The 23,142-nt window shown below is 34.6% G+C and carries 22 protein-coding genes; 9 read left to right on the top strand and 13 right to left on the bottom strand.

Annotated features, from left to right (window positions below):
* Positions 1 to 1,371 (top strand): COG1361 S-layer family protein (locus tag CM19_RS11900; RefSeq protein ID WP_048100675.1); only part of this gene is annotated, 1,371 nt, incomplete at its 5' end.
* A 207-nt stretch (positions 1,372 to 1,578) separates the two neighbouring features.
* On the opposite strand, the gene CM19_RS11895 is transcribed toward CM19_RS11900, so the two are convergent.
* Together CM19_RS11895 and CM19_RS11890 are read right to left on the bottom strand one after the other, a co-directional pair.
* Positions 1,579 to 2,007, bottom strand: coding sequence for a hypothetical protein (locus CM19_RS11895; protein ID WP_048100666.1), 429 nt, complete (start codon positions 2,005 to 2,007; stop codon positions 1,579 to 1,581).
* Positions 2,008 to 2,065: 58 nt separating this feature from the next.
* Complete coding sequence (locus CM19_RS11890; protein ID WP_048100665.1) at positions 2,066 to 2,308, bottom strand: hypothetical protein; 243 nt, start codon at positions 2,306 to 2,308, stop codon at positions 2,066 to 2,068.
* Between the two features lie 520 nt (positions 2,309 to 2,828).
* Between CM19_RS11890 and CM19_RS11885 the strand changes: the two genes are divergently transcribed.
* Together CM19_RS11885 and CM19_RS11880 are read left to right on the top strand one after the other, a co-directional pair.
* Positions 2,829 to 3,308 carry an AAA-associated domain-containing protein gene (locus CM19_RS11885; RefSeq protein ID WP_048100664.1) on the top strand — a complete coding sequence of 160 codons (480 nt, stop codon included), beginning with the start codon at positions 2,829 to 2,831 and terminating at the stop codon, positions 3,306 to 3,308.
* 40 nt (positions 3,309 to 3,348) lie between these two features.
* Positions 3,349 to 4,089 (top strand): VIT1/CCC1 transporter family protein, encoded by a 741-nt coding sequence (locus CM19_RS11880; protein WP_048100663.1) that lies wholly within the window; start codon positions 3,349 to 3,351, stop codon positions 4,087 to 4,089.
* Here the strand turns inward: CM19_RS11880 and CM19_RS11875 are convergent.
* From CM19_RS11875 to CM19_RS11860, 4 genes are read right to left on the bottom strand one after another with little or no spacing between them, the layout of a single operon-like run.
* Positions 4,070 to 4,996, bottom strand: a complete 927-nt coding sequence (locus CM19_RS11875; protein ID WP_048100662.1) for an MBL fold metallo-hydrolase — start codon at positions 4,994 to 4,996, stop codon at positions 4,070 to 4,072. The two genes, CM19_RS11880 and CM19_RS11875, sit on opposite strands and share 20 nt — an antisense overlap.
* A gap of 32 nt (positions 4,997 to 5,028) precedes the next feature.
* On the bottom strand, positions 5,029 to 6,864 hold the full coding sequence (locus CM19_RS11870) for an amylo-alpha-1,6-glucosidase (protein WP_048100661.1): 1,836 nt from the start codon (positions 6,862 to 6,864) through the stop codon (positions 5,029 to 5,031).
* Positions 6,851 to 8,722, bottom strand: a complete 1,872-nt coding sequence (locus CM19_RS11865; protein ID WP_048100674.1) for a glycoside hydrolase family 15 protein — start codon at positions 8,720 to 8,722, stop codon at positions 6,851 to 6,853. The genes CM19_RS11870 and CM19_RS11865 overlap by 14 nt, the downstream gene beginning before the upstream one ends.
* 5 nt (positions 8,723 to 8,727) lie before the next feature.
* The gene (locus CM19_RS11860) at positions 8,728 to 9,975 is read right to left on the bottom strand and encodes a nucleotidyltransferase family protein (RefSeq protein WP_048100660.1); all 1,248 of its coding nucleotides are present in this window, start codon (positions 9,973 to 9,975) and stop codon (positions 8,728 to 8,730) included.
* A 38-nt stretch (positions 9,976 to 10,013) separates the two neighbouring features.
* On the opposite strand from CM19_RS11860, the gene CM19_RS11855 reads away from it, so the two are divergent.
* Both CM19_RS11855 and CM19_RS11850 read left to right on the top strand, forming a co-directional pair.
* Positions 10,014 to 11,357, top strand: coding sequence for a glycoside hydrolase family 57 protein (locus CM19_RS11855; protein WP_048100673.1), 1,344 nt, complete (start codon positions 10,014 to 10,016; stop codon positions 11,355 to 11,357).
* Positions 11,344 to 13,047, top strand: a complete 1,704-nt coding sequence (locus CM19_RS11850; RefSeq protein ID WP_048100659.1) for a glycosyltransferase — start codon at positions 11,344 to 11,346, stop codon at positions 13,045 to 13,047. The genes CM19_RS11855 and CM19_RS11850 overlap by 14 nt, the downstream gene beginning before the upstream one ends.
* An 8-nt stretch (positions 13,048 to 13,055) precedes the next feature.
* Here the strand turns inward: CM19_RS11850 and CM19_RS11845 are convergent, their stop codons facing one another.
* Complete coding sequence (locus CM19_RS11845; RefSeq protein ID WP_048100672.1) at positions 13,056 to 13,262, bottom strand: MoaD/ThiS family protein; 207 nt, start codon at positions 13,260 to 13,262, stop codon at positions 13,056 to 13,058.
* 142 nt (positions 13,263 to 13,404) lie between these two features.
* On the opposite strand from CM19_RS11845, the gene CM19_RS11840 reads away from it, so the two are divergent.
* From CM19_RS11840 to CM19_RS11830, 3 genes are all read left to right on the top strand, one after another.
* Complete coding sequence (locus CM19_RS11840) at positions 13,405 to 14,493, top strand: FAD-dependent oxidoreductase (protein WP_048100658.1); 1,089 nt, start codon at positions 13,405 to 13,407, stop codon at positions 14,491 to 14,493.
* 118 nt (positions 14,494 to 14,611) lie between these two features.
* Positions 14,612 to 14,797 (top strand): Sul7d family chromatin protein, encoded by a 186-nt coding sequence (gene sul7d, locus CM19_RS11835; RefSeq protein WP_048100318.1) that lies wholly within the window; start codon positions 14,612 to 14,614, stop codon positions 14,795 to 14,797.
* Between the two features lie 125 nt (positions 14,798 to 14,922).
* Positions 14,923 to 15,261, top strand: a complete 339-nt coding sequence (locus CM19_RS11830) for a transcriptional regulator (RefSeq protein ID WP_048100657.1) — start codon at positions 14,923 to 14,925, stop codon at positions 15,259 to 15,261.
* Positions 15,262 to 15,346: 85 nt separating this feature from the next.
* On the opposite strand, the gene CM19_RS11825 is transcribed toward CM19_RS11830, so the two are convergent.
* Genes CM19_RS11825 through CM19_RS11815 form a run of 3 tightly spaced genes read right to left on the bottom strand, consistent with a single transcriptional unit; the run spans position 15,347 to position 17,512 of the window.
* Complete coding sequence (locus CM19_RS11825) at positions 15,347 to 15,628, bottom strand: ATP cone domain-containing protein (protein WP_048100656.1); 282 nt, start codon at positions 15,626 to 15,628, stop codon at positions 15,347 to 15,349.
* A gap of 34 nt (positions 15,629 to 15,662) precedes the next feature.
* Positions 15,663 to 17,006, bottom strand: a complete 1,344-nt coding sequence (pyk, locus tag CM19_RS11820) for a pyruvate kinase (protein ID WP_048100671.1) — start codon at positions 17,004 to 17,006, stop codon at positions 15,663 to 15,665.
* Positions 17,006 to 17,512 carry a DUF1955 domain-containing protein gene (locus CM19_RS11815; RefSeq protein WP_048100655.1) on the bottom strand — a complete coding sequence of 169 codons (507 nt, stop codon included), beginning with the start codon at positions 17,510 to 17,512 and terminating at the stop codon, positions 17,006 to 17,008. The genes pyk and CM19_RS11815 overlap by 1 nt, the downstream gene beginning before the upstream one ends.
* A 665-nt stretch (positions 17,513 to 18,177) precedes the next feature.
* On the opposite strand from CM19_RS11815, the gene CM19_RS11810 reads away from it, so the two are divergent.
* Positions 18,178 to 19,767, top strand: a complete 1,590-nt coding sequence (locus CM19_RS11810) for a B12-binding domain-containing radical SAM protein (RefSeq protein ID WP_048100654.1) — start codon at positions 18,178 to 18,180, stop codon at positions 19,765 to 19,767.
* Here CM19_RS11810 and CM19_RS11805 read toward each other — a convergent pair.
* The 3 genes from CM19_RS11805 to CM19_RS11795 are packed head-to-tail and all read right to left on the bottom strand — an operon-like array spanning position 19,756 to position 23,139.
* Positions 19,756 to 20,376 carry an HAD family hydrolase gene (locus CM19_RS11805; protein WP_048100653.1) on the bottom strand — a complete coding sequence of 207 codons (621 nt, stop codon included), beginning with the start codon at positions 20,374 to 20,376 and terminating at the stop codon, positions 19,756 to 19,758. The two genes, CM19_RS11810 and CM19_RS11805, sit on opposite strands and share 12 nt — an antisense overlap.
* Positions 20,373 to 21,818 (bottom strand): endonuclease Bax1, encoded by a 1,446-nt coding sequence (gene bax1, locus CM19_RS11800; RefSeq protein ID WP_048100652.1) that lies wholly within the window; start codon positions 21,816 to 21,818, stop codon positions 20,373 to 20,375. Before bax1 ends, CM19_RS11805 begins: the two co-directional genes overlap by 4 nt.
* Complete coding sequence (locus tag CM19_RS11795) at positions 21,805 to 23,139, bottom strand: DEAD/DEAH box helicase family protein (RefSeq protein WP_048100651.1); 1,335 nt, start codon at positions 23,137 to 23,139, stop codon at positions 21,805 to 21,807. Before CM19_RS11795 ends, bax1 begins: the two co-directional genes overlap by 14 nt.
* Positions 23,140 to 23,142: the final 3 nt, after the last annotated feature.

Here is a 23,142-nt window from a genome sequence, read left to right as displayed (position 1 = left end):
GAGTTAAGTAATGTGACTCTATTGCTTCACTCCATATATCCAGTCCAGTTTGAAGAATCTAACGTAAGCGTTGGCTATTTACCACCAGGACAACCAGTACCAATAACAGTTTACGCTAACGTTATGAAGAACGCTACAGAGGCTGTATACACTATACCAATAATTGTGACGTATTTTGGAGATACAGCATCTGAACCAGCTTTCGTTAAAGTACCGGTAAATGGATATGTGAATTTCTCTATTCAAGCATTATGGGGAACTACGTCACATCCATTATCCGCATCACCAGGGAGTAGTAGTTTGCCTCTCACGTTCATTATAAAAGACGTTGGACTAGTTGACGCCACTAATGTTACGCTAAATATCGTGAACTCATATCCTCTTTTAGTAAGTCAGAAGTCTATAGGCATAGGAATTATACCAGCAGGAGAGTATAATGAAGGTAGTATAACAGCCAGTGTTTACTCTAACATTACTCCAGGAACATATTTTATTCCAATTAAAGTTAATTATTTCGGAGATACAAGCTTAACAGAGTATGTGCCAATTATAATATCAGGTCCTAAACTAGCAGTAAATCTGGTCACAATTCCACCTCAAATATTTCCTGGATTTTACGATATTCGTTTAGAGGGCGTAGTAGTTAACTATGGAACAGGTATAGCTGAGAACACTTCAGTTTCAATATCCGTTCAGCCACCTTTAGAGCTCATCTCTCCAAATAACATATCATTAGGTGCAATTGCTACTGGAGGAGTTGTTAATTCAACGTTCTTAATTAACGTTCATAACAATACTCCAGCAGGAAGCTATACTGTTTACATTACAGTTAACTATGACGGAGGAAGTCTTATGAAACCGTTTTCAGTCAAGGTCTATCCGAAGGCATATTTAGACATTGTGGGGGTTCATTATTCGAGTTTGACATCTGGAGCAAGTCAAGTTCCAATAACTTTAACAATAAAGAATGAGGGTAATGCAACAGCTTATAATGTTAGGGCTATACTAGGACAATCGGATGTGATTTATCCTTACGTAAGTTCTTCTAATCCACTTTCAGCTCTAACAGCGTCAGAGTCCTCGTTGGGAGATATAAGTCCAGGTCAAGAAGTCAACGTAACTTATATAATTGACGTTAGTAGTGGAGCGTCATCAGGTATATATCCAATGTCGGTAACTCTTGTGTGGAATCAAACAGGTTCTTTGATACCATTTGCCCAATCCGACTCATTTAACGTTATGGTAAGTCCGCCGTTATTATCACAGATAGGCAAAGATTTTAGTAATCCAATAACTATAATTATAATAGTAGTTTTAGCTATAATTATAATAGTATTAGCTTTAGTAGCCTTAAGGAGAAGAAAGAAATAATAGTTTTTTCATAGAGTAACAAACAATGTCAAATATAGTTGCTTTATTTTTGGGGTACTTTAAAGGGCTATATTCAGAGCTTGCTCTAGCTATAGTAGTATTAGTTATATCTCTTTTTTCCATGATTTTTATTTTAGTTAGATTTATTCTATCTATTTTAAAACTTAGGAATAACGTTTAATAGGTGAAAATTAGATTATTTTATTATTAGTCTAAAATTACCATTTCACAATTCTTAAGAAATTCTTTAGTTTTTTCGATATATATAGACATATCGTCTCTGTCTATAAGCTCTGCAATATATCCATCATAGTGCAATTTTAGTGAAAGATCCCAAGAGTTATCTATCCAATCTCCCAATATATCGGAGAGATACGGAATACTATCCTTTATCTCTCTTTGCACTCCAAAATAATCTCTTAGTGCCTTAATACCTTCAACTATAGCCTGATATAACATTTCGCTGGATATGGATGGGAAACTTGAGAGTTCCTCAGCTCTATTTAGGTAAAAATAGGCATTGTCTAATCTTAGTTTAATTAATTCTTGCCTATTTAATTTTCCTTCTAAAGCCTCCGTTGCCTCAGACGGATCTATAGCTTTACCTATTTCCGATATTACTTCTACGAGTTTCACGTATTAAATATTAGATATGATATCCATAATAAAGGAAACTTTAAGATATTACGTAAATCTACATAAAATGAAGCTTTCTAATAGCAATAATACTTAGTAAAGATATACTTACCAATGTTATCATAATAACAGCAAGTATTATACTATGAATATAATAAATTATAATTCCCATATAATATATAGCATATAGAGAGTATAACCACAATGATTTCCGTAAATCTGGTCTCTTAATTAAGCTAATTGTTATTATTGCAGTAATTACTATGAACCCAACTATTGCGAGTAGAATGAAAATGTTCATAATCCATATTTTAACTTTTTAAAATAAAAACCTTTATAAGATCCCTTTATTGTCTTCTATATCTAGAAATTATCTACTAATAGATCAATTTATTCATTAAAAAAGCAGAGAAGTAGTTTAAATTAATTAACTCATAATATATATAAATATCTTGTCTATATTTTGTTCATGTAAATGAACACCTCTTCCCCTTGGAGAGTTTTTGTTAGCTAAAATCGCAGTTTTACATTATTGACCGTGATTTCATAGGTTTTCCCAGAATCTCATCACGCAGCTAGAAAAACTCAAAATCCCGTGGAGTTTACTCCTCCATTTTGTTTAAGGATTAACCGTGAAGTAGTAGGCCTTAGCTGACGGATTTTGCTATTTCACTTGAGCTTGGTTTGTCTCTATACAGCTCTTCTTGATTTACTCTTTATTCTCAGATTTTATCTCTTTTTATTGATATATTAATCTTTAGGCTTAAAGATAAGAGTAAAACCGATAACTTGAAATCTCAATAGATTTATATCATATTAATATGAACGTTATAGATCCTTCTGCGCGAGTAGCTGATTTAATGGGATTATTATTTGTCCTTAATAATTCGTATGAAGGTAAAACGGACTTATATGAATTGGAAAAAGGTATGGAAGTGGATCTTGATGACTTAATGCCAATAGTCTATACGGCGAACTATTTAGGCTATATAACTGTAGGAGGAGGAGATATAATAATAACAGATAAAGGAATAGAATTTCTAAAGTCTAATTTGAGGAAAAGAAAGGAACTTCTTAGAGAGAGTTTAAACAAAATTGAACCCTTCGCAACAGCTATACAGATGACAGAGTTTACTCTTGAGGAGTTAAAGGCAAAACTAGAAGAAAAGGGGATAACAACATATAGCAATCCTCAAGGAATATACGATCTTCAAGTAACAATTACTGAATGGGGAGTTTATTCTGGGCTTGTAGTTAGAGTGGACAACGATCACTATAAAGTATTATACGATAAGTCGTAATTCTAGAAATATTTTTAAAATTGTTGTTTAATCAACTGTTATGGAGGGAAAGTTTAAGGAACCTGTTCATCATTATACTGACGAGGCAGATACTTTCAGAACAAAGGTTTTTGGAATACAAGACGGACTAATAGGAATAGGAGCAATAATCCTTGGTGCCTCAGGTTTTTCTCATGACTTTTTAATAGTTATTATAACTGGATTGTTAGCTACAATAGGTCAAGCATTCTCTATGGGAATAGGTGAATATATCTCTACTAGAGTTAGGGGTCAGGTTATAAATAACGAACTCAAAAAGGAGGAATTTGAAATAGAAAATTTTCCAGAAAAGGAAAAAAGTGAACTGATAAGTTTTTATATGAGCAAAGGCCTGGATGAGAGCGAAGCAAAAAAGATAGCAGATGTTTTGATGAAAAATAAAAATGTTGTAATGAGGGAAATGATGCAACAAGAATTAAAGATATTTCCTGAGGAATTCGAATCTCCAGTTAAATTAGGATTTCTAATGAGTCTATATTTGATAATTGGAGGACTTTTGCCATTATCTCCATTTATAGCCGGTTTGTTTACAAATTTTTCGTTTGATTTTGCAGTTATTCTATCAGGTATGATAATAGTCATAATCTTAGGAATTTTTGGTTCATTAGCTACGAAATTCACAGGCTTGAGTAAGTTGAGAGGAGCAGGTGAACAAATAGCTGTAGGATTAATAGCTCTTGTAGGAAGCTATACAGCAGGTTTAATATTGGCACATTTTATACCTATTGCTCCCCTGCTTTAAGTAGCCTAGCTAAGTCTTTAGGAATTCTTGCAGGCTTGTTTTCTTCTCTAAAAAGTTCTACCCTTTTTGATTCGAGCGCATTAACTTCTAACCCTAAGTACTCAGCAGCTGTTTCAACTTTTGCGTTCAAAGTTCTTGCTATATCATATAGATTAGATAATACGTTGTGATAGTTCTTATCCCTTAATACATGATGATCGACAATCATAGTTTCTGTTCCGTTCTTTATTATTTCCTCCATATTCTTTAGAGACTTCTCTAAATCCTCTTCTTTTAATGCATAACCTAAAAGATAACTTAATGGACCATCTATGACAATAATGTTAGGTTTAACCTCCCTTGTAAACTTTATGTGGGCTTCTCTTGGAGCTCCCTCTATATCCGACGTAATCATGATTGTCTGGTCTCCATCATTTATTGCTACTTGGACTACATAGCCGAGTCTTTCATCAGCTCCATGTGGTACAGCATGTGAGAATAATATTTTAGTATCCCCTACTGTAAATAAATTTCCGTCCGCTATTTCAATTGAAGAGGGAAGCCCAGAAATCGAGTTTAGAAAGCGAGGAGCCCTAACTCTAGATTGACTAGGATTTATATTATTCTTAGGATCCTTTATAATAACCCTTTTTTTAGAGTAAATTTCCTTTGGTATAATCCAACCTGGATCGTGATGATCGTAATGATAATGAGTTATAATGATTAAGTCAACGTCTCTAGAAACATCAGTTATCTTTTTTGCAAGTTCAGTTAGCTTATCTACTTCCTTCTGATGTGGAGGAAGCCTGAATCTCATAGGAGCTAGAGACACCGCGGGATCAATTAATATTCTCACATCTTTTGTTTCCACTAGTGTCGCTTGGGATCTAACACCTAGACTTTCAAAAGCTAGTGGTTCTATTCTCATGAGAGAATTTTTCTCTCAAGAGTAAATAACTTTTAAGAGTAATTCAGAATATTATTCACGCTTCTAAACGTCTCAGAGATACTCCACGCCTGTGCTATACATCCAGCCTGCCTATAAGGAGGTATGTCTTCAAAGATTTCTGGTATATAACCAGCATTATTTATTGCTACGTTAAGTAATGGTTCAATATTGTTCAATAATGTTTTGATCTTAATTGGATTTTTTTCTAGTTTTATTTTAGCATCAATATACGATCCTATAAGCCAAGGCCATATTGGTCCATTATGATATGCCTTATCTCTACTTTCCCTATTTCCCCTATAGTAAGGAATGTACCTAGGATCTTTCTTAGATAAGGTACTTAATCCATAAGGACGTAGTAGTTCTCTCTCAATTAATAGGAGAGTTTCTTTCGCCTTTTTCTCTTCTATTGGCGAATACGGTAAAGAAATAGCAAACAGCTGGTTAGGTCTTATTGAATGGTCTGGTCTTAAGTTCCAATCTAAGAAATCATAGAGACCATTTTCTGCATAAAACATTGAAAATGATGATTTAACTTGGTTTGCTATTTCCTTAAAATTATACTCGTTATATCCGATGAAAGACGATAAAAAATCCATGATCATTAGTGCATTATACCAAAGCGCATTAACTTCAACAGCTGCTCCTTCTCTTGGCGTAACACTTTCATCTGAGTACTGTGCATCCATCCAGGTCCTTGGATATCCCTTGTGAAAAATGAGACCATTGTAGTTATGAACAATACCATTTCCTTTCCAGTAATTTTCTACTATTTCTACTAAATATTGGAATATAGATTTTATGAATTCAGTATCATTAGTATAGATAAAATATTTATATATGGTATTAATAGCCCAGAGAGAGATATCTATACCTAGGTAAACAGGTTCGTCGTTATAGAGAAAATTGTTAGGTAGCATCCCTTTTTCTAGAAGAGAGAAGTATCTATTTATGATGTTTCTTGCTATGTCGTAGAGGGCATTAAGGAAAAGTAATCCTTCCATAGAAATGAACGTGTCTCTTCCCCATTCATCAAACCAGTGATATCCAGCAATAATCGCCCAACCATATTTCCCTTTCACGACGAAATCCTTAGAAGTATAAGAAAGTAATGGAATTATGTCCTTTTTGAGGTGTACGATACTCGATCTCTTATATTCCCCTTGATATACTGTGAACTGAAATGTATTTCCTATACTCTCAAGGCAGAATGGATTATATAGGTCTTCTAGAAAATTTTCTCCTCTTTCATAATCTAGTCTATAAAAGAAATTATAATACCAATAACCTGAACTTAAAATCTTAGCAGGGTTACTTAATTCAAAATTAATTATCTCTTTATTATTATAAAGAATTTTTATTAAATTGTTATCTATAATCTTATAATCAAAAAACCCCGGTCTTGACTTTAGCGCAAGATGGTGGCTTCTATATGTAATAAGTGGACAAAGCTTAATCTTGCCCTTATCAGACTCATATATTAACGTTATGGAGTTAGTGCCCTTATTTGCAATAAGAGTCTTTCTAAGAGTAGCGCCAGGAAGGTTATAAATCCATGAAACAAAATTCCCTCCTCTTATAAAGCTCTGAAGAAACTTATAGCCTTCCGGATGGTATACATTAAAGTTATAACGGTTAGTTGAAATAGGATATTCTTCGTCCCTAACTATTAGTGAGTCCTCAAACTTAGATAGAATAACGAATCTCATATGAGGAGGATTTTGAGGAGAGACCAGCAATCCATGATAAGTTCTAGAGTTCATTCCGCAGATTGTCGATGAAGAATAACCTCCTGTTCCTAATGGCAATATCCATTCTAGTTCCTCACATTGTTCAGGTTCTATCATATGGAGACAAGTTATTAATGTATTTATTTAAAGCAATTATAAACTCAGCATGGGACCAGACCAGAGGAATTACTGATACTGGCTGAAGGTTCTCAGGATCTACTTGTTCTGGAAGAAGAAGAGAAGTAGTAGATCTTCTTAAAACCCAATTGAGTAACGCCTTACCTTTTTCCACATCTCCTCTTTCAAAGTAGAATTCCGCTACCCAGAGCGTAGTGATAATCCAAGGGTTGGGCTGAGATTTTCTTCTCTGATAGTAATCGTTTTCATACCTAATTATTCCTCCGTTAACGTTTAACATCTTGGATATGGAATTCATCGTATTTTCCATTAATTGATCTCTAGGATTAATCATATCAAAGAAAAAAGCTGCATACACACTAGAATCGAGAGTTAAATCTAAGTTTCCGTTTTCGTCTATTCTTCTAACTAGTCTTCCGTTATAGGTTAGCTTATTTTTAGCTATTTCCTTAATAGATTTAGCTACTTCAATTGCATCCGAGGACAAACTCTCATCTCCCATATCCTTCGCAAAAAGAGCTCCTTTTGTAAGTCCTCCATATACTGTTGACACTGTGTAAGTATGAATTCCATATCTCTCTTCCCATAAATCAAAGGACGGTTTAGGTAATCCATCTTCTATAAAATTCATCATAAACTTCATGGCTGGTCTAACAAATTTCTTATATATTTCACCTAATTCATCAAGATCCCTATATCTTTCATAATGATTGCTTATTGCCCATACCTCAAGTGCAGTTTCGTCCTCTTGAATAGGGTAAATCCCTTTTCCTCTAAAGATCCATGGATGCCAAGAACTCGCTAAGGTTTTATTAGGATTGTACTTATGATATAGGAAGCCTTCAGAACTTACTACTTCTCTGATAAAGTTGAAGTGTCTTACCGCTAGTTCTCCATAACCTGCTATATCTAATGCGTAAGCAGCATAAGCTGCATCTCTCGGCCAGCAATATTGATAAGAATCTCCATAAATATTTACAAAAGAAAAATCAGAAGAAGCTATTACAGATCCATTAATGTCCATATGACTTTTAATAATTTGTAAACTAATCTTGTAAAGTTTCTCTAATTCATCAAGTTTAGATGCTCTTATTCTAGATCTATCTAACCAGCTTCTCCAATACATGTAGTCTGAGACGAATCTTGTTTCGATTTCAGCTCCATTTATCCTTGACATTATCGCTCTTATGCTCTCTAGATCTTTTGCTGCTGTTATAATATGATATAGTTTAGCTGACCTATTTGGATTCAGATCAACTTCCTTACCAACTGCGAACATAACATTACCATGGGCTACTGGATAACCGGAAAGTTTTCCGTCAAAGACGTCAGATAGCGCATCATCCTTTGTAGTAGTATATTCGATGTCAGGTGATGAAGTAGAGACTAATTTTACGCCAATATATCTCTTTGATTTATAGTGAACTATTGAGGAGGAGAAGGGATCATAAAATGCAGTATCGCCATAAGGATTAGAGTAAATATTAAAGTCATGAACAAAAAAAACCTTTATCTTTCTTGGCTTTTCATCTTTACTTGTAAATTTAATTATTGAATAATAATTTGGTTCATCAAGATCTACGAACGAAAAAGCGTTAAATACCAAAGTCTTTATTTCACCTTGAATATTAACTATTCCTGTATTCTCCAAAAAGGAAACAGTGGTTGAAAACTCAGTATCTAGCCATGTTCTTTCTCCATCCCAAATCGCAAATCTTACAGGATTTCCCGAGATTTGATTTTCCATACCAATATACGGAAAGTAAAAATCTGTTAACCTTCCAAACTCATCTAAATTAATTAATAAACGTCCATTTCCTATGCTTGCATATCTCATGAACTTCACGTCAATATAGTATCGTGTAGCTTGCTTCCTGCGTTTATTGTCCTATGAGGATAAATCCTAGAATTTACAATCTCTGAATTTTCGCCAATAACTACATCATCTGCTATTACGCTATTAAGTACCTTCGAGTTATCCCTTATTTCTACATGTCTTCCTACTATTGAGCCCTCTATGCTTACATTATCTCCTATGTAAGCCCTATCCATAATCGAACTTCTAATCACTCTAACCTGATTCTTTACAATAGAAAAGTTGTCTATTGATGAATCCTGAAAATATACATTATTGCCTATTTGACAATGTCTCCCTATTAGGGCATTCCCCTCAATTTTCAGCCTTCCTTTTTTATATTTTGAAATTATTATATTTCTTCTCCTTATAGAGTCCGAACTAGTACCTTGTACAAATATCCTTCTACTAGAATCTATTCTCTTTCCTCCTATTTCTGAGTCTTTAAGCGTTTTCAGCAGAGTTTCCATTGCATCTAAATACCTATCTGGTGTCCCTACATCGAACCACAAATCATCAGTTACATATCCATATACTAGGTACCCTTTTTCTATTAGATAAGGAATTATATCCTTACCAAAGTCCAACTTGCCCTCTTCTCTCATTTTAACTAAGTCGTCATTTTTAAAAATACTACCTATTTCAGGCGACAATACATAAATCCCAGTATTTATTAAGTTAGAAGGAGCATCCTCTTTTCTCTTTGGCTTTTCAACAAATCTCCTTATTCTCATATCCTTATCAACGTCAGCTACACCAAACTCCTCTACGTTATCCCATGGTTTAAGAACAATAGTCATCATAGCCTTTTTATCCACATGATAGTCTACGAGCTTTTTCACATCTATCTTGAAAATATTATCCCCTTGTATTACCATTGTTATATCTTCAATCCTGTAGTAATCCATATTTATTCTTACTGAATCGGCATTTCCTATGCTATCAACCCTAGGCTGATACTTGAAGTGAACCCTGGGTTTTATTTTATACCTAGCTGAGAATCCGATCCCCTCCTTAAATAGATCGAAAAGAGACCTGTAGTTTACATACCCCTTTACACCAAAGATAAACTCCTTTATTCCCTGCCTTGCCAGCTCATAAATAGAGAACTCTATCAAAGGTCGGTTAAGCAATCTAACCGCTGCTTTAGAAGTCTCTAAAGTAAGAGGTCTTAATCTTGTAGCTTCTCCTCCTATTGGAATAATTACTTTAATGTCCTCTGAGTTCCACTTCATATAATTTTTATTTGAATGGCATCATATAAGAGTTTATGGTGGATAAAGCTATAATAGGATTTGAGGTACATCAGCCATTTAGAATAAGGAACGATGCTTATTGGAATCCAAGATTTAAGGGTAATCCACTTGAAAAGTTCTTTGACATAACTTTAAACAAAGAAGTATTTGATAGAGTCAAGAAAAAGTGTTACGTACCTGCAACCAATATTATCTTAAATTCGATTGAAAAAGGTGAATATGAAGGTCGGGATACGAAGTATTTTTTCTCTTTATCAGGTACGTTCTTGGAACAGGCTGAAAGATGGGGGAAAGAGGTTTTAGATCTATTTAAGATTTTAGCCTCAACAAAGAAGGTTGAATTCTTAGCCCAGACATATTATCACTCAGTAACCTCACTTTGGGAGGATAAAACGGAATGGAGAGAGCAGATTAAAGATCAGATTCAAGCAATTAAGGATTACTTAGGATATTCACCAAAAATATTTGAGAATACAGAGCTCCTTACTAATCCTACAATAATAGATGAAGCGGAAAAGATGGGATTTAGCGGAATAATGGCTGAAGGAAAAGAAAGCATACTTAGAGGATCAAGTCCAAACTATGTCTATAAGAAAAAAGGAAGAAAGATAGCAATGTTCTTTAGAAACTATCAATTGAGCGATGATCTTGCATTTAGGTTTTCTATGAGAAGTTGGAATCAATTCCCGCTAACCGCTGACAAATACGCTTCATGGATTAAGGACTCTCCTGGACAGATGATAAATATTTTTGTTGACTACGAAACGTTTGGCGAACACCATTGGCCTGAATCTGGAATACTTGACTTTCTCAGATGGTTACCTGAAGAACTAAATAAAAGAGGAGTAAGAATGTTTACACCAAGTGATTTAATAAGCGATGCATATTACGAGATAGATGTAAACGGAACGTGGAGTTGGGCTGATGTAAATAAGGATGAAACGAGTTGGTTAGGAAACGTGATGCAGTGGGCATATGATGAGGCTGTCAGAAGGACAGAAATGATTTCAAAAGAGTTAGGTGGGGAATATTTGAAGGCTTGGAAGTACTTTACTACTAGTGATAATTACTATTATCTTTTTGTTGGAGGAGGTGGTCCTGCTGAAGTTCATTCTTATTTTAGTTCATATTCAACGCCAGTAGACGCTTTTATAAATGAATTTTATGCGATAAACTCTTTTCTTGATGAGGAGCTTAATAAACTAAATATAAGGAATGATCCGTTCTTCTTCGTAAAAAACGGAAAGAGGTCAGTAGTTGCTTGGAATAAGAAGCAATTTTATGATATATTGAAAAGAGATGAAGGATTTAAAGATAACGAGAAATATTTGAAGGAGTGGTTAGATAATGAAGAGAATTGAATCTTTATGGTTGCCAGAAAAAGTAGATAGTGTTTGGTTATTGACATTTGAACTTTTGAAAGTAGCCTCAATGGGCGGATTAGGGAATGCAGTGTATAATCTAGGAAAAGAGTTAGCGAATCAAGGTATTAAGGTAACAGTGCTAATGCCAAGTCATGGTAGACATATGAGCGACTATTATAGAAAGTCTATGAATCTTAGAGATTCTGGTCTCTCCTTTTTTGGAGTAAGGAAAGGACTAGATGGTGGAACATATCCGTACAGGTTAGGCTTTGAGATTGGAGATCTAGATGGAATGAGAATTATGATAGCCAAAGGCCTAGATTATAATACAGGAAAGATCATAGATTCGTGGAATCTCTATGAGAACACTATGGAGAAAGCAAGCCTATTTGCGAGGGCAATAGAAGGATATATTCAAGTAATGCAATTTGATAACGTTCCATCAATTATCCATGTGAATGATTGGCATTCTGTAATAGCTGGAGTAAAAGCTAAACTTTCCTTTGAACAGAGAAGATTAATCGTCCCCTTAATTTATACTATACATTTACTGAATAGGGTGGGTGCACCTTGGCATTACGCATCTCAAGATTGGAGCGGTTTAGAGGATTACCCGCACTATGTATGGATGGTCTCTAAGCATGTTCTTTATGGTACTAGAACTTTGTGGGATTATTGTGAGGGAAAAATTGAAAAATTTGGATGTTATGAGGCAGACTTAATTGCCTCTGTCAGTAGAAACTATCTAAGTTATGATGTCTTTTCTTATGTAGGTAACTTTATGGAGAATAAGGGGTGCGTAACTTACAATGGGACTGACTGGGATGTAAATACGGTAAAGGATTTTTCTTCTAAATTTCTTGGAACAATAAATAGGTCTGAAGGAAGGAAGAAAATGTATTCTTTTCTTCCTAATATAAAAGTAGTTCCGAATGACTATGCCTCCGGGAACATGCTTTGGAACAATAGAAGTAGAATAGGAATTAGAGATGACTGGACATACGAGCCATTAGGAGACGGTCCACTAGTTCTCTTTACTGGAAGGATTATATATCAAAAGGGAATTGATATACTTCTGAGGGCTTTCAAGGATGTAGTGAGAGATATATGGAACGCTAGACTTATTGTTCTAGGAATACCCACAGACGACTATGGATTACTTCAGGATGTTATAGACAGAGCTGCAGAGGTAAGGGACAATGTGAGATTAATAATTGGTTCTACTCCAAGTCTTGATATCTATAAGTTATTTCATTACATCTCTTCGGTTTTTGTAGCTCCATCCAGATGGGAACCATTCGGAATCAATGCTATTGAAGCTATGGCAGTAGGTCTTCCGGTAGTCGCATTTACGGTAGGGGGACTTGCAGAAAGCGTAATTGATTTAAGGTGGAGTACTAGTAATGGAACTGGTTTCTTAGTAGAACCAGAAAGTATATCATCTTTAGCCAATGCTCTTAAGACCTCTATATATCTTTCTCTAGCTGATGAAACAGAAAATAGAGACCTACTAAACAAGGCTCAACTATTAAAAGTAGATGACGTAAAGTTCTGGGAAAAAGTTAGGCAAAATTCAATCTCAAGAGTAAATTCTGAGTTTAGATGGAGTAAGGTTGGAAAATCGGCTTTGGAATGCTATAATAAAGCCTTAAATATGGCCAGATATAGAGCACTAGCTTACATGTGATTTTTTGTTTATCCTCCAGTAGCCGTTAATATTACAGTAATTTTATCTTCAGGCATAAGATTTTCCTCTTCTACTATAGGAGTGCCATCCCTTAATACGACGGTACCTTGTACTGTAAAACCTAGAGCTTTAATCAGGTCCTTAACTTTAGAGTTATTAGGCATTTCCATTTCCTTTACTAAGTTTTCTTTAAGCAGGAATATCTTAATCTTCATGGTTATTAAAAATTCACGAATAAATTTATATTCCTTTCTTTTCACTAGGGAAACTATCACTTGAAAACTATACTAGAGGGAATTAAATTATTTTTTGCAAAAAAACATATTAGGGTTTAATCTCTCTTAAGATGAGGTTAAGTTGAAAGTAGCTATAATAGGTTCAGGTATAGTGGGACTGTTTACAGCCTATTATCTTATGAAAGAGGGGGTAAATGTCACGTTATTCGATCCTGCAGATCCTGGTAGTTATTCAATTCATGCAGCTGGTTTGATCGAGCCTACTAGATTTGATAGAATAAATACAACTGAAATGATTGCTAAAATGCTAAAGTATAAATTATTAGGAACAACAGAGATAAAAAATGTAAATAAGTTCTGGCTGAAAGAGCTCCTTGTTAATTTGAATAAGGAACCGCCTCAAGAGGTATGGGACGTAATGAGGGAAATGGCAAAATTCTCTCTAGACGCTTATAAAAATTTTGCTGAGGAACGAAATGACTTCGATTATAGGGCTGATGGGCTTTATGAGATTTATTTGAATATAAATGACCTTGAGAAAGGTTTGCGTGAGGAAAAGAAAAATCCATTTAATCCGAGGTATGAGGTTAAGGAGATAGAGGGATTCGCTGGTTCCATATATTTTCCTGAACTATCTAGAATTTCTACTGAAAAATTTATCTCTAGAATGATGAAAGAACTGAAAGGAATATTGTTTAAAAGAATAGCTATTGATAGTCTTAAAATCAAGGAGATAAAGGATTTTGATTTTATAGTTTTAACAACTGGTTTTTGGACTACCAAGCTAATTAATATTCCAATAACACCGTTTAAGGGATATGGTTATAGGGTTAAGGGAGATCCTAAACTTAATTATGCAGCGGTCATCCAAGAAGAAGGCGTTGCAATATCTCCATTAAGTAATTGCGTAAAAATTACTGGAGGATTTGACGCTGATTCTTCTTATGACTCCTCTAGAGCAGAGATCTTCTTGAAGAAGGCGTCCAAATTAATTGACATAGAATATATAGAAGAGATGAACATGGGATTCAGACCTTGTTCACCCGATGGATTTCCAATTATAGGAAAAAAGGAAAATATTGTAATATCTACGGGTGCTTGTAGGTTAGGCTGGAGTTATGGCCCAGCAATGGGCAAATACGCCTCAGATCTAGTTATAGGAAAGTCAAAGGACTATGGATTTCTATCTAAGTATGTTAATTCCTTATAGGAAATATAGATTATGTTTAATTTATTCAATACAATGATATTACCCTTGCGTTATTCTTGCAAGTCATACTACTATTTTTATCGTAATGTTTTTAATGGATCTCCTAAGTTTTATCATAATGGCAACTAAAGTAAAGTTCAAGTATAAAGGAGAGGAAAAAGAAGTAGATATATCAAAGGTAAAGAAGGTTTGGAAAGTAGGAAAAATGGTGTCCTTCACGTACGACGATAATGGAAAGACTGGAAGAGGAGCAGTTAGTGAGAAGGACGCCCCCAAAGAGCTAGTAGAGAAACTAGGGAAATAAAGATAATAAATTTGTAAAAATTTTAACTTTTCTTTTCTTTAAGTCTATTTTGATGGGAAATTACAATACTTTTGAAAAAGATATGCGAAACCGTTAAATACCGTTAAAATGAAATAGTTAATATTATGGCAAGAATTATAGCTCCTTGCGAAGTAGCTGTTAGGGACGTGATTCCAGCGGTTAAGGCTATATTAATAGATGAGTTACGTAAGCATGGGTTATCTCAAATGCAGATAAGTGTACTAATGGGAATAAGCACTGCTGACGTTAACTATTATTTAAAAGGAAAGAGAGGAAATGATGAGCTAAAGAAGACGTTGGAAAGTAACGATGATTTCATGGAAATGGTTGATCTATTAGTTAGAAGGATGATCCGAGGAGAAGAGGTCATGAATATATGCCCTCTCTGTAGTGTTGCACGAAAAGTTAAAGGGGAAAATTATCCTTGTCCTTATGATTACTAGTCAGTGCTTGCACCCTTATCTCATCTTTTCGTTAAGTCTAGAAGATCATCATCTGTAAGTTAGATTTTGTTCACTATACTTAAAATCATTGTATTTCTTTCTCAGTTTCTCTCTTCTTAGCTATTTTATCGAACGCTATCCACCTTCTATACCACTCTTCATTTTCCTTCTTAAGTTGTTGCAAAATAAGGGAAGTGAGTTCTCTTGCCGATATTTTGTCTTTTCCATCAGAATAGATTTTCCCAATTACAATAAAGGCTATCTTTCTTGCTATTTCTACAGAAGCACCAGTCTTTAGTACGCTTACAACTATTTTTTCGTAAATTAAATCTTCCTCACTATCGTCTCGCTTTATTACTTTAGTCATAATAGTTTATTCTCTTCATAAAATAAAAACTTTATCAGCATGGTATTTGATGTAGCTTTATGAAATCTGTTCTTCCTTCCTCAAGTCTGGGATCTCCTCCAGTTACAACTATATTCTCTCCGCACTTACCGTAAAGCCTTGATACATTTTCAGCATAGATTATTATGTCATCTATATCTCTCATGTTTTTATCGCTAATAATTGGGAAAACTCCCCAACATAACTTAAGCCTTCTAGCTAGGACTTCAGTTGGGCATATACCTATAATGTTAGACTTTGGTCTTAATCTAGAAATTCTTATGGTGGAATTTCCACTTCGGCTATGAACAATAATTATCGATGCCTTAGATATTTCAGCAACGTTTACAGATGCTACAGCTACTGCATCATCAGGAGTTACAGGAGGTGGTCTAATAGTCTTTATTCTTTTCTCCACAGCTGTCATGATCTCATTTAGTGTCTTTACAGCTTCTACGGGATAATTACCTGCAGCAGTTTCGTCACTTAGCATTATAGCGTCGACACCTTCTGAGATAGAATTTGATATGTCAATTACTTCAGCTCTAGTTGGAGCAGGAAAAGTAACCATAGATTCTAGGACTTGAGTAGCTAAAATTACTGGTCTTCCGCTATGCCTAGATACAGAAATAATTCTCTTTTGAATAAACGGTAAATTCTCCAGTCCTATCTCTACTCCAAGATCTCCTCTTGCTACCATTACAGCGTCACTAACGTCAACTATATCCTTTAATTTCTCTACAGCATTTTTTTTCTCAATTTTAGCGATCACCCATGCCGTATCTTTTACTTTTTCTTTGACCTTGATTATATCGTCTTTACTTAGCACAAATGAAAGGCCTATAAAATCAGCTCCAAGTTTCAATGCTTCATCGAGCAATTTCATGTCGTTGTCTGTTATACCCGAAGGAAGCTGTATATCCGGAATGTTTATTCCTTTTCTTGAGGTAAGTATTCCCCCTTCTAAGACTAATCCTTTTACTTCATCATTTTTTACTTCGGTAATCTTTACCTTAATATTACCGTCAGATAATAGTATAATTGAATTATTTTTTACACCTTTAAAAAAAACAGGATCTTCTACTGGGATCCCATTCCCCTTATTTGAAAATATAACTTTTTGTCCAGACCTAAGATCCAACTTTCCCTGTATATCCCCTACCCTTATTTTGGGTCCAGGTAAGTCTACAAGGATAGGAGTACCTTTAGCTTCATCGTTAATTATATCAAAATATCTCTTATGCTCAGCTTCATCCCCATGAGCAAAATTTAATCTAAAAATATCTACAAGACCTGAAAGTTCTTTAACTTTATTCTCGCTAGCCGGACCTAATGTGGCGATGATTTTTGTTTTTCTCATCATGAAAAACTACTGAATACTTGGTTTATATTTTGACAGGCTTCTGCTATTCCATTTTCACATGCTTTTTTCTTTAATTCTTGAGCTTTTTTAGAATAATTGAGTTTTTCATATGCTAGAGCTAGCTTATAATATATCATGCCGTTATTTCCAAGTTCTTGTAAAACCTTATCTAATTGTTCTACCTTTCTTTTTTGGACTATCGAATCTATAGCTATATCGACTAATTCGTTATATTTATTGACCTTAGAGTAGCAGGATATTACTCTTTTTACATTACCACAAACTGAAATATCAAACATTTTTCCAATATTATCTAGAACTGTAACTAGATTCTGACACGGTACTGCATCTATAATATTACAAATAACCCAATTAGATTCCTTTATATTGTCTGATGTGACTGTCTTTTCAATTAAATCTATACCTTGTTTTAAATATCCATCTAATATTAATTCTTTTGCCTCAGTTAACGACTTAATTAGTTCTCGTTTATCCGCTCCCATTAATATATATTAGGGATTACAACTTAAATAAGTATTACATACTATGCTTTTCCCTGAAATAAAGGTGTTTTCAAGGACTATATAACCTCTTTTTTGTTTTATTATTATGTAAAGATAAATGTTCATTACTGATAATTTTTAATTAAGAAGAGATAAAAACAGTTATTTAATCTTTATAAATTATTATCTGATGATTGTCAAAGATATTATGATTTTAGCTTTTTTATTTTATAATTTCTATTGTATTCTAATATAAGATTAAAAGTAGATTAAGTATTCAAAAACTATCTGAAAGAAAATGATAAGTACGTGAAATGCTTGAACTCCCAGCTAAGGCTTATATACTTCATATTTTATAGTCAATCCTTTCATTACAACGGAGGTCTACCTTTTGAGATTATTCATTAAATCTAGCGTATGAGTTTAAGTCTCAGAGATCATAGGCCTTAATTTCCTCTTTTATTAATATTATATCACTTAATTGAGCTAATTGAAACTTTTCTCTATATTACTAAAAGACGTTATGACTGTTTAGTTTTATATATTTTCTAAAGGGTCATCCATCTCCACTTTACGGTTGGTCTTTTATCTCCTAATTCCGTAGAGATAACAATAAAACGCTTTTAAAAGAAAGTTTTAAAAAAGATATATCTAAATACATTATAATGTCTTATGACGTTATTTTATCCTCAGATAGAGGATCGTTTACAGACTATGGTGGAACTAGCGTCCTAGGATATGTTGCATGTATGCCATCTAGGATTGTTCCTAGGCTATTTATGGACAAGTTTTTCACACCTCAAGTTAAGACGGATAAGGATGGTAAAGCATTAATTGCTCCATATGCCCTAAGAAAAATTGAGGCAGTCCTAGTAAATTCAGGATTTAAAGTTGCAGTTGTACCTCCAGAAAAAATTGATAAATTTATTGATAAGACCAAAATTATTGGTATCACAGCACACGATCCGTTTGGACTTAATCCTGTAAGCGCAAAACTATCCTTTCTATTTGGCGGAGGACCTACTTGGACGGCCAAGTTCTTTGAGGAGTTTGGCGAAAAGCTAGAACTATATAAAGATAAATATCATTTTAAGGTGATAGCAGGTGGTCCTGGAGCTTGGGAATTGAGTTTGAAGAAACCTAAATGGGTAGATACAGTTTTTATAGGAGAAGCTGAAGTGGATTTTCCAGAATTAGTAAAGAGAATAGTTAACGGAGAGAGTGAATTACCCGCCATCTTTAGGGGAAGGAATTCTAAACTTGAGGAAATTCCGCCAATAGTTAATCCGGCAAGATTAGGAGAAGTTCAGATAACTAGAGGATGCCCTAGAGGATGCAAGTTCTGCTCTATAACTCCAGAGACCTTTAGGTCAATACCTTTGGACGTAATAAAGAGAGAGGTTGAAGTAAATCTAAGATCTGGAAGAAATAGAGTTGAATTTATAACCGATGATGTGATGCTTTATGGCTCGTCAAAGCTTAAGCCAAATCATGACGCGATCGTCAAGCTCTTTACTGAAGTTATGAACATGGGAGTAGATGGGATATGGTTTCCTCACATATCTGCGCCGGCGGTTAGAGAAAGCCCTAAAACCGTTAGATCTATATCAGAAATATCTCATTATGATACAGATAGGGCAGCAGCTCCTGTAGTAGGCCTTGAAAGTGGTAGTCTTAGGATCTTGGAAAAATATATGACAGCTAAGGCGTTCCCATGGACAGTAAGGGAATGGAAGAATATTATAATTGATGCAACGGCAATTATGAATGAGAACTTTATCTATCCTTGTTATACTATGACGATTGGCTATCCAGAGGAGACGGAAGACGATGTAGAGAAAAGCATAGATCTGGTTCAGTCTATAATAGACCATAAATTTACAGCTTGGATTTTCCCTCTTCCAGTGATCCCAATATCAACAACTTATATCTCAAAAAACGCTTATCCAACACCTAAAAGTCTTCCTTCTAACTATTGGGATCTGCTTTATATCTCTTGGAAGTACGATCTCCAAATTACTAGAGAATTAATACCAGTTATAACATCTGCCATGCACAACAGATTTGTTCGATATATTGTACAAAAAATGATAGATAAAATATTCTCTAGCATAGAATTCTTCTTTACTGAGCTTAAGAAGACAAAAGGTGAATATTCTAAAGATTTACAAGAGGTGAACCTTAACAATGCTTCTGGAGTAATAAAGTCAATTTACTGGCTCATTAGGTTATCTATAAGACCGTTAAATTCTTGATATTAGATCACAAAGAGTATCTATAACTCTTCCTCCATATTTCCCTACTTCATCTATTTTAATTTTTAAGTTATTATTTTTTATTAGATACTTTTCTTTTAATCCTGCTTTTGTGTACGCAATTATATCCTGTAAAGTATCTCCGATTCCTATCGTATGTTCTGGTGTGACCATCATGATATTAAGCGCTTTTATTATAGGTTCAGGATCAGGTTTTCCCTTATTGACCTGATCACCTGTAACAAGAACTTCTGGATAGAAATTTAATAGCTTAAACGAAAGTTGGGCAGATTTCATTAGGGATGAAGTAACTACAGCAATCTTCACTCCTTTTGATGTCAGATTGTTTATCAACTCGTTCGAGCATGGAGTAGGCTTTGCTAGCTGGAAAAATAACTCCTCGTAGTTCCTATTCTTTCTGTCAAATAATTCCTTCCATTTTTCTCCGCCTATTAACTTGGCAATCTCTATCGTTCTCATTCCCATTAATGAATCTAAGTTATCTGGTATGTTTATTCCCATCTCTTTTAGAGAGATCTCCCAGGCAATTTTATGAACATGTGCTGTCTCGACTAAAGTCCCATCAAGATCAAGAATAACAGCATTCATCTTATCACTCGTGCATCAATTACCGAATCCCACTTAAATTTATATCCTAACCTTTCTAAAACTTCTATTATATAGTCTCCATAAACTTTAGTTATCTCGCTCAATCTCATTCCGGAAAAATCCATCTTTGAAAGCTTGTTAAAAAGTTCTTCTTTGATATAGTAGTTGTTAAGTAATACATAACCTTTAACTTGCTTCAAGTTCTTTCTTAATATTTCTTGATTTATTCCTAGCTTTTTAGCTATATCGACCAGCGAAACTATATCACCACTTAGAGAATAATCAAAGTTAAAGTTAGAATGTGTTTCCTCATACCTTTTAAGCCAGCTATATACTAGCGCAATGTTTACTTTTCCCTTGTACTTTATGATATTACTTTCTGGAAAATCTTCTTTAGCTAGCTCTTCATTAAGTAGGATTAAAATCTCGCTAGACTTAAGGCCTCTTAGTTTATCTATTTTTTCCCTTATATACCCCTTAGTCCAGAATCCGACGATCTCTACATATATCTTAAATGGATCTTTTTCGATAACAAAATCTGGAATGAAAAGCCTATCGCCAACGACAATAGCCTCAGGTTCTCTAATTATCTTCCACCCTTTAATGTTCTTTAAGAAGTCCTCATAGAATTTCTCTTCAACTGTACTATCGAATTTCTCTTCATTAAAGTGCTTTGATAAAATTAAGGGGAAGTCCTTTATTTCCATCTTATATAGCCTTTTCTTTTTTTTACCCAGAACGATCTCAGCCGAAATTCTCCACTTTTTTGAGGATACTACATAGGGTAAAATCAAGGCCATATTTCTCCCATACTTCTCTGTCATTTTAATAAGGGTAGCAGGACCTAAAATCTCAATTCTAACAGGATTAGAGTAGGCAAAGTACATTAGACCTAGCCATTTTATTCTCCTTGCTACTTCCTTCCAATTTCCTTCCATTTCTACCTCAACTTTGTAAGCCTTAAATAACATAGTTTGAAGGAGGGATAAATTATAGGCCTTAATTAGGTCATCTGGGGTAATAGTTGGTAACTCTTTTATTATTTTTTCGTCTTCTAAATCGGAAAACATGTACTTCTCTACGTTTACGTTTAATCTAGATGAAACTTCCTTAATTACCTTCTGTCTATCCTCGTGGGTAATGACAGGGCCAATGGAGTAGAGTTCTCTTCTAATTATTCGAGGGTCTATTGGTGAATCCTCTGAGAGTTTGGCTTCTCTCAGGAAAACTCTATACAATCCTCTGATGAGTTTAACTCTTAAGGGAGATAATTTGTATACATCTTCAAGAACTTTAATTTCTTCTCTAACATCGCCAACCTTTTTCCCTGGTTTAAAAATGGAGATGATTGACTTAGCTAGTTCTAAATCTTTTTCGTCAGCAAAGATGGGCGATACTTCATCACCATAGATCTTAAACCTAGCAAGATCAGATGGAAGCATTATGTCTCCTCCTACTCAAATTATAGTCGGAAGTACGCTTAGTTACAATCTCTATCATCTGCGCTCTCTTATCCCCGTTTTTCCTTAGCACTCTTCCTAGCCTTTGAAGTAATTGCCTAGAAGTGCCATAACCTCCTAAAACTACAGCTATACTTGCATCAGGAACGTCGACGCCTTCATCTAACACGCTTGAAGCTACAATCACTTTGTATTTACCTTCCTTAAATTTTCTTAATATTTCAGATCTTTCATCCTTATCGGTCTTATACGTTACTGCTGGAATTAAAAATTCCATTGATATAGAATAGGCCATATCTACGTCCCTTGTGAAGATAATTATTTTGTCATTTCTATTTTCTGCAAGTATTTCTCTCAATTTTTCAATCTTTGATTTGGAATTTACAGCTATTCTTAAGGCATTATGCCACGCTAAAAGTGCCTCTCTAGCTTCCCTATTTTTACTTGCCATTCTTAGGAGTCTATGAAATGCATAAAGGTTATTCAGACTTATTTTATTCTTTTTCAGAAATGTATTCAGTTTACTTCTAAGTTCCTCATACTGTTTTCGTTCATCCTCAGCTAGTTCGACGTAAACCCTTTTCATCTCGAATTCGGCTAAGTATTTTCCAGATAAATCTGAGGGAGAAACTCTATATATAATGGGTCCGACTAATCTTGGAAGGACGGTATGTCTTCCATCTGGCCTTTCTGGAGTGGCTGTGAGACCTAATCTATACGGCGAAGCTAACATCTCTGCTATGTTCGTATATCCTTCTGAGGGAAGATGATGCACTTCATCAAAAATTACTAACGGAAATTTATTGCCTATTTCTTCTATTCTAGCGTACGCAGAATCGTAAGTTATAATCGTTATTGCATCAACTTCATTATAACCTCCTCCAACTTTTCCTGGAAGGAAACCAAGAAAATCCTCCACTTTCTGAGACCATTGATCTAAAAGATCAATTGTAGGAACAACTATAAGAGAGGATACCTTAAGTGAGGAGATAGCCTTAATCCCCACTGCAGTTTTTCCAGAACCAGTAGGGAGTACTATAACCCCTTTTTTACCCTTCTTAAACCAAGACCTAAGCGCTTTCATTTGATAATCTCTTAGTTCCAGTTTATCTCTAATTATAGGAAAGGGAATAGGATCTATAACCTCGTCCTTGATTTCAATCCCTTCTTCTCGGAAGTAATTTAACACTTCTTCATATTTGTATGCTAGGCCAGTATATCCTCTAGTTTCATCCCTCCAAGATAGTCCAGGTGCATAATGATCTGATACTAAAAGTCCCTTAAAGTACCTTAAAGTTACCACAAA

It is taken from the genome of Candidatus Acidianus copahuensis, assembly GCF_000632495.1.
Lineage (GTDB): Archaea > Thermoproteota > Thermoprotei_A > Sulfolobales > Sulfolobaceae > Acidianus > Acidianus copahuensis.
The sequence above is the reverse complement of the archived record's forward strand: the minus strand, read 5'-3'. Positions and strand labels throughout refer to the sequence as shown.

Excerpts from the sequence above, each read along its gene's own strand:
- CM19_RS11875 (WP_048100662.1), bottom strand. The coding sequence starts at position 4,996 with ATGAGAATAGAACCACTAGCTTTTGAAAGTCTAGGTGTTAGATCCCAA.
- CM19_RS11845 (WP_048100672.1), bottom strand. The coding sequence starts at position 13,262 with ATGAAGATTAAGATATTCCTGCTTAAAGAAAACTTAGTAAAGGAAATG.
- CM19_RS11830 (WP_048100657.1), top strand. The coding sequence starts at position 14,923 with ATGGCAAGAATTATAGCTCCTTGCGAAGTAGCTGTTAGGGACGTGATT.
- CM19_RS11850 (WP_048100659.1), top strand. The coding sequence starts at position 11,344 with ATGAAGAGAATTGAATCTTTATGGTTGCCAGAAAAAGTAGATAGTGTT.
- CM19_RS11890 (WP_048100665.1), bottom strand. The coding sequence starts at position 2,308 with ATGAACATTTTCATTCTACTCGCAATAGTTGGGTTCATAGTAATTACT.
- sul7d (WP_048100318.1), top strand. The coding sequence starts at position 14,612 with ATGGCAACTAAAGTAAAGTTCAAGTATAAAGGAGAGGAAAAAGAAGTA.
- CM19_RS11805 (WP_048100653.1), bottom strand. The coding sequence starts at position 20,376 with ATGAATGCTGTTATTCTTGATCTTGATGGGACTTTAGTCGAGACAGCA.
- CM19_RS11885 (WP_048100664.1), top strand. The coding sequence starts at position 2,829 with ATGAACGTTATAGATCCTTCTGCGCGAGTAGCTGATTTAATGGGATTA.
- CM19_RS11880 (WP_048100663.1), top strand. The coding sequence starts at position 3,349 with ATGGAGGGAAAGTTTAAGGAACCTGTTCATCATTATACTGACGAGGCA.
- CM19_RS11865 (WP_048100674.1), bottom strand. The coding sequence starts at position 8,722 with ATGAGATATGCAAGCATAGGAAATGGACGTTTATTAATTAATTTAGAT.
- bax1 (WP_048100652.1), bottom strand. The coding sequence starts at position 21,818 with ATGCTTCCATCTGATCTTGCTAGGTTTAAGATCTATGGTGATGAAGTA.
- CM19_RS11825 (WP_048100656.1), bottom strand. The coding sequence starts at position 15,628 with ATGACTAAAGTAATAAAGCGAGACGATAGTGAGGAAGATTTAATTTAC.
- CM19_RS11810 (WP_048100654.1), top strand. The coding sequence starts at position 18,178 with ATGTCTTATGACGTTATTTTATCCTCAGATAGAGGATCGTTTACAGAC.
- pyk (WP_048100671.1), bottom strand. The coding sequence starts at position 17,006 with ATGAGAAAAACAAAAATCATCGCCACATTAGGTCCGGCTAGCGAGAAT.
- CM19_RS11870 (WP_048100661.1), bottom strand. The coding sequence starts at position 6,864 with ATGATAGAACCTGAACAATGTGAGGAACTAGAATGGATATTGCCATTA.
- CM19_RS11860 (WP_048100660.1), bottom strand. The coding sequence starts at position 9,975 with ATGAAGTGGAACTCAGAGGACATTAAAGTAATTATTCCAATAGGAGGA.
- CM19_RS11815 (WP_048100655.1), bottom strand. The coding sequence starts at position 17,512 with ATGGGAGCGGATAAACGAGAACTAATTAAGTCGTTAACTGAGGCAAAA.